We start from the raw sequence: 4,233 nt of genomic DNA, 5'->3' as shown, positions 1-4,233 counted from the left end.
CCGGGCACCTTCGCCGAACTCCGGGCCCTGCAGCACGACCGGGCGCAGGCCGTCCCGGGCCAACGGGCCCCGGAGGCCGACTGACGGGCGGGGGCGGCCACCCGCTCCCGGGGGCGGCGGCCGCCCGGGGAAAGCGGGCTGGCCGCGGCGACGGGCCCGTACTCCGGACGAGCGCACCTCTACCCCGGCCACCGCCACCGTGGCAGAAGATGATCGCTGGAAAGGAAGAACAGGCTTGGGTGCCCCACCAACGACCCGGCTGGGGCTACAGTGTCCGCCGGGGGAAGGGGGGGCCATGGGGGCGCGGGAACTGCCACGCACGTATCGGGCGAACCGGCGGAAGGCGAATGCGAGCGTGATCTTTATGGGTTGCGCGGCGATCCCCTTCGTGATCACGGCATGGACGCAGGAGATCTTCCCCCATTGGGTGAAGCTGCTGGTGAGTGTGGCGACCCTGTTGCTCGTCGTAGCGGTGGCCGTCACCCTTCCGTGGTCCGGCACCTGGGTGGACGGTGCCGGAATCCGGGTCCGGGGACTGCTCCGGACGCGGCGGCTGAGCTGGGCGGACATCGAGGACATCAGAACCAAGCCCCTGCGGCCCTCGCCCGGCAATCAGCCCTTCATGCCGAAGATGGTCGCGTACGCCTACCTGTCCAGCGGCCGGCGCGTGCTTCTCGTCCACGTCAACGATCTGCACCTCGGCTCGCGCTTCCAGGTCGAGTGGGAGATCGGCGTCCTGCGCGCCGCCTTGGCTGAACTGCGCGACAAGGACCCGGTCCAGGGCGCCGGTTCCGCCTGACCGCAGAAAGCCGACGACGGGCCGCTGCGCACTGACCTGCTCGCCGCGTTGCGCCGGGCCGCGCGGAGCGACCGGATGACGTGGGAGGCCGATCCGGTCGCCGAAGCGCTCGTGGAGACCGGTACCTCCCGCGTATGGATGTTCGACGCTTGGCGGAGGACTCGGCGTCACCCCCGGGCGGATGGCAGCGGGTTGGCAGGCTCGTCCAGCCACGCCCGGTGCTCGCCCCCGTCCACGGTCAGTCCGAACCGCTCGAAGCCCGGACGGCCCTCCTTCTCCCACCACCGGACGACGTCCTCGACCTCCGACCACACCCGGCGCGGACCCGACTGCCGAACCTCGAACCGGCTCGCGCCGTCCACGAAGTCGACCGTCGCCCAGGATGTGACGGCCGTGTCGAACAGCCACAGGGTGGTCATCCCGTCGCCGTCGCTGCGCCGGTAGTAGAGGTCCGGCAGGGCCAGGCCCACGACGAAGGCCGCCAGCCAGTCGTCGACGACGTCGAGCGGGCTGAGGGTCGTGTGCTCCTGCGCGGCGTCGCCGGGCCAGTCGCCGGGCAGGTAGTCGTCGACGGGCGGGGCCTGGTAGCGCTGCTGGCGCATGCGCATGAACGCGGAGGAGCCGGTGAACGGGCCTTCGGCGGTGGTGCCGGAGACGGTGAGGCGGGCGACGGCTCCGCCGCCGAAGAGCGGTGCGAACGGCAGCACCAGGACGCCCTGCAGGCGGATCTGCCCGATCACGGCCGCGGGGACCTCCCGTACCGAGCAGGTGAGGATCCCCCGGTCGTACGGGGCCGAGGGCGGGTATCCGTCCGCGGCATCGCCCACGACCGCGGTCGGGGCGGCCTCCAGGGCCCGGAAGTTCGCGGCGGCCTGGGCTGCGACCGCCGGGTCCAGCTCCACCGTCACCACGTTGTGCGCCCCCTGGCGGTAGGCCAGCAGCGCGGCGTTCCAGCCCGGGCCGGTCCCGCCCTCCCAGACCCTGTGGCCGTCGCGCACGTCCAGGTCGCGCAGCATGGAGGCCACCATCGTCGGCATGGACACCGACGACGTCGGCTCCCGCTGCCCGTCGTCCGCTCCGCCGTCCCACTGCGTCACGATCGCCACGTCGGAGTACGCGAGCTCCATCCACCTGTCGGGGCTCTCCGCGCGGTCGCAGCGTTCGTAGCCGCCGCCGGTGCTCGCCCAGAAGACGTCCGGGAGGAACAGGTGGCGACCGACGTCGAGGAAGGCCTGCCGCCAGTCGGGGGTCAGCGCGCCCGAAGCCTCCAGCCGGTCGATCAGCTGGAGCTGGGCGTCGGCGGCCGCGGTCACTTGTGCTTCGGGTCGGGCGTCGGGTGCTGACCGTCGGGGTTCGGCTTCGGGCCGATCTGCGGGCCGCCGGGCTTGGCGTGCGAGCCGCTCTTGCCGTCGTTCGGGCCGCCCTTGTTCTCGTCACCCACGGTGACCTCCACGCTGCATGACGCTTCGACAATTCGCAGAGCGGAGCGTAGCCGAACGGGCACCTGAAGTGAATGGGGCGGGCGGCTTGGGTCCGCTGTCGTTGGTGGCCTCGGGGTGCCGGCGTGCCTGGGTCTCGTTGTTGCGGGTGGTTTGCCGGGGCTTGCTGGGGTGGGGCCTGATCCGCCCTTACTCTTGTGGGGTTTGTTGGGCTTCGGCGTCGGCGGCTGCGATGACGGCTGTGAGGAGGCCGGGGAAGCGTTGTTCGAGTTCTTCGGTGCGCAGGGCGTTCATCTTGGTGGTGCCGACGTAGTACTGGCGTAGGAGGCCGGCTTCGCGGAGGACGGTGAAGTGGTGGCTGGAGGTGGACCGTCCGACGGGGAGGTCGAAGGAGCCGCAGCTGAGGTGGGCCGGTGTATGGGCGAGTGCGCGGACGACCGTTCTGCGGGCGGGGTCAGCGAGTGCTTCCAGTACCTGCTGGACGCTGACGTCCTCCACGCCCGGGTGCACGATCACCCGCGCCGTCACGCGTGCCCGTCCCACACCCACCACCCCTTCCCAACGCTCGACCCCCGTCCGTCCGATAATCAAAGCCCGCGCGGTGTGCGCGACTTCACGTACCCGACGCTACTATGCCCGACCCCGGTGCCGTATTCACCGCGCGGCGTGCGCAGCGCGCCCTGGGCGCGGCGGGGAAGGGTGGCGCCGGCGGCGCGCGCCCCCGCCCGCCTGTCCGCCCCGGTGGTGGCCCGGGCGCCGGGGGCGGGGTTTAGCCTGGGGGGCATGTTCGTACTGGAGTTGACGTATACCGCTGACCTGGAGTCGATCGACGCGGTGTTGCCGCAGCATGTCGCGTGGTTGGAGGGGCATTACGCGGCGGGGACCTTCCTGGCGTCGGGGCGCAAGGTGCCGCGTGACGGCGGGGTGATCCTCGCGGTGGGTGAGGACCGGGCCGGGATCGAGGCGCTGGTGGCGCAGGACCCGTTCGTGCGGGCCGGGTTGACCGAGTACCGGGTGACGGAGTTCCTCGCCACCACCACCGCCCCGGTGCTGGCCGCCCACCGCCAGCAGTTGCCGGACTGACCTCCCCCGGGGGTCCGCCCGGCCCGGCCGTGCGCCCCGGGGCCGGCGCTTTCCGGCTGGGTGTCCCGGGTCGCCCGCTGTCAGTGACTGTCGCGGGCCCGGTCTGGGGCCGCACCGTGTCCCGGTCGGTTTCTGGGATCCCGGGCCCGCCGGCTCTGCCTGGCTCGGTGCGTGCCCTTGGCCCTGCCTGTCGCCGGTGTCCTGTGCCACTGGTCCTTGACCGGTGTGCCGTTGAAGTTGGACCACCGCGCGGGTTCGTGCCGTCGAGCTTTGACCGGGCCGGTCGGACTGGCCCTGGGCCCGTTGGCGGCCTGGTGTCGCTGGACGGCTGCGGGGAATCGCCGTCGCTGGGGGGCGAACTGCTCGGCGGTGTTGTTCCCCGTGGAGCCGTCTCGTCGTCTCGGCTCGGCTCGGCTCGGCGCCGGCCCGGGCGAGGAGCGTCCCAAGGGCCTTCTCCTGGGGGACCGTCAGGGGCTGGAGGTGCTGCTCGGGCACGTCGTGTCGGTGTTCGGGCTGGTAGGTGTTGTTCTTGTGGAGCCGGACCTGGATGTACCGGCTGTTCAGCTGCTTCTCGTCTACGCGTTCCACGGTCATGTGGGAGTCGCCGCGCCGGAGGTCGGCCGGCGTCGGCTTGATCATCGGGCGGCGGGCCGGCGCTGCTGGTTGAGGCCCTGAGTAGGGCGGGTCGAGGTTCGGTGGCACGGATCGTGTGGTGGTCCGAATCACGGGCGGTCGGTCGGGGATCAGTGGCACAGGGCAGCCGGCAACTGTCCGTCCGAGGCCCGGTGTCTGTCCGGCCCGGTGGTGTGCCTTGGTTTGGTTGGTGGGGTGGGGTGGTGTTGTGGTTACGATCGGTGGGTTGGGGTGTGGTGGTGTGGTGTGGGTGGGTTTGGTGGGAGTGGGTGGATGGTG

Annotated in this window: 5 protein-coding genes; 2 read left to right on the top strand and 3 right to left on the bottom strand. The window is 71.7% G+C overall.

The genetic code is table 11. The annotated features are described in order from the left end of the window. Nucleotides 1-295 precede the first annotated feature (295 nt). Nucleotides 296-799: a PH domain-containing protein gene (locus ABZW03_RS37985; protein ID WP_355269019.1), complete on the top strand. Its 504-nt coding sequence runs from the start codon at nucleotides 296-298 to the stop codon at nucleotides 797-799. A 167-nt stretch (nucleotides 800-966) separates the two neighbouring features. On the opposite strand, the gene ABZW03_RS37980 is transcribed toward ABZW03_RS37985, so the two are convergent. The 3 genes from ABZW03_RS37980 to ABZW03_RS37970 all read right to left on the bottom strand — a co-directional run bounded on the left by ABZW03_RS37980 (nucleotide 967) and on the right by ABZW03_RS37970 (nucleotide 2,781). Further along, a complete protein-coding gene (locus tag ABZW03_RS37980; RefSeq protein WP_355269017.1) occupies nucleotides 967-2,112 on the bottom strand; it encodes a protein-L-isoaspartate(D-aspartate) O-methyltransferase in 1,146 nt (381 codons plus the stop codon). Further along, complete coding sequence (locus tag ABZW03_RS37975) at nucleotides 2,109-2,240, bottom strand: hypothetical protein (protein ID WP_355269015.1); 132 nt, start codon at nucleotides 2,238-2,240, stop codon at nucleotides 2,109-2,111. The genes ABZW03_RS37980 and ABZW03_RS37975 overlap by 4 nt, the downstream gene beginning before the upstream one ends. A gap of 187 nt (nucleotides 2,241-2,427) precedes the next feature. Then, nucleotides 2,428-2,781, bottom strand: a complete 354-nt coding sequence (locus tag ABZW03_RS37970; protein WP_355269013.1) for a helix-turn-helix domain-containing protein — start codon at nucleotides 2,779-2,781, stop codon at nucleotides 2,428-2,430. A 240-nt stretch (nucleotides 2,782-3,021) separates the two neighbouring features. Here ABZW03_RS37970 and ABZW03_RS37965 point away from each other — a divergent pair, with 240 nt between their 5' ends. Continuing rightward, nucleotides 3,022-3,321 (top strand): YciI family protein, encoded by a 300-nt coding sequence (locus tag ABZW03_RS37965; RefSeq protein WP_355269011.1) that lies wholly within the window; start codon nucleotides 3,022-3,024, stop codon nucleotides 3,319-3,321. Nucleotides 3,322-4,233 lie beyond the last annotated feature (912 nt).

The organism is Kitasatospora sp. NPDC004799, assembly GCF_040609095.1.
GTDB lineage: Bacteria > Actinomycetota > Actinomycetes > Streptomycetales > Streptomycetaceae > Kitasatospora.
Note: the sequence above shows the minus strand (reverse complement) of the source record. Positions and strands in the feature narration are given on the sequence as shown.

Excerpts from the sequence above, each read along its gene's own strand:
- ABZW03_RS37985 (WP_355269019.1), top strand. The coding sequence starts at position 296 with ATGGGGGCGCGGGAACTGCCACGCACGTATCGGGCGAACCGGCGGAAG.
- ABZW03_RS37965 (WP_355269011.1), top strand. The coding sequence starts at position 3,022 with ATGTTCGTACTGGAGTTGACGTATACCGCTGACCTGGAGTCGATCGAC.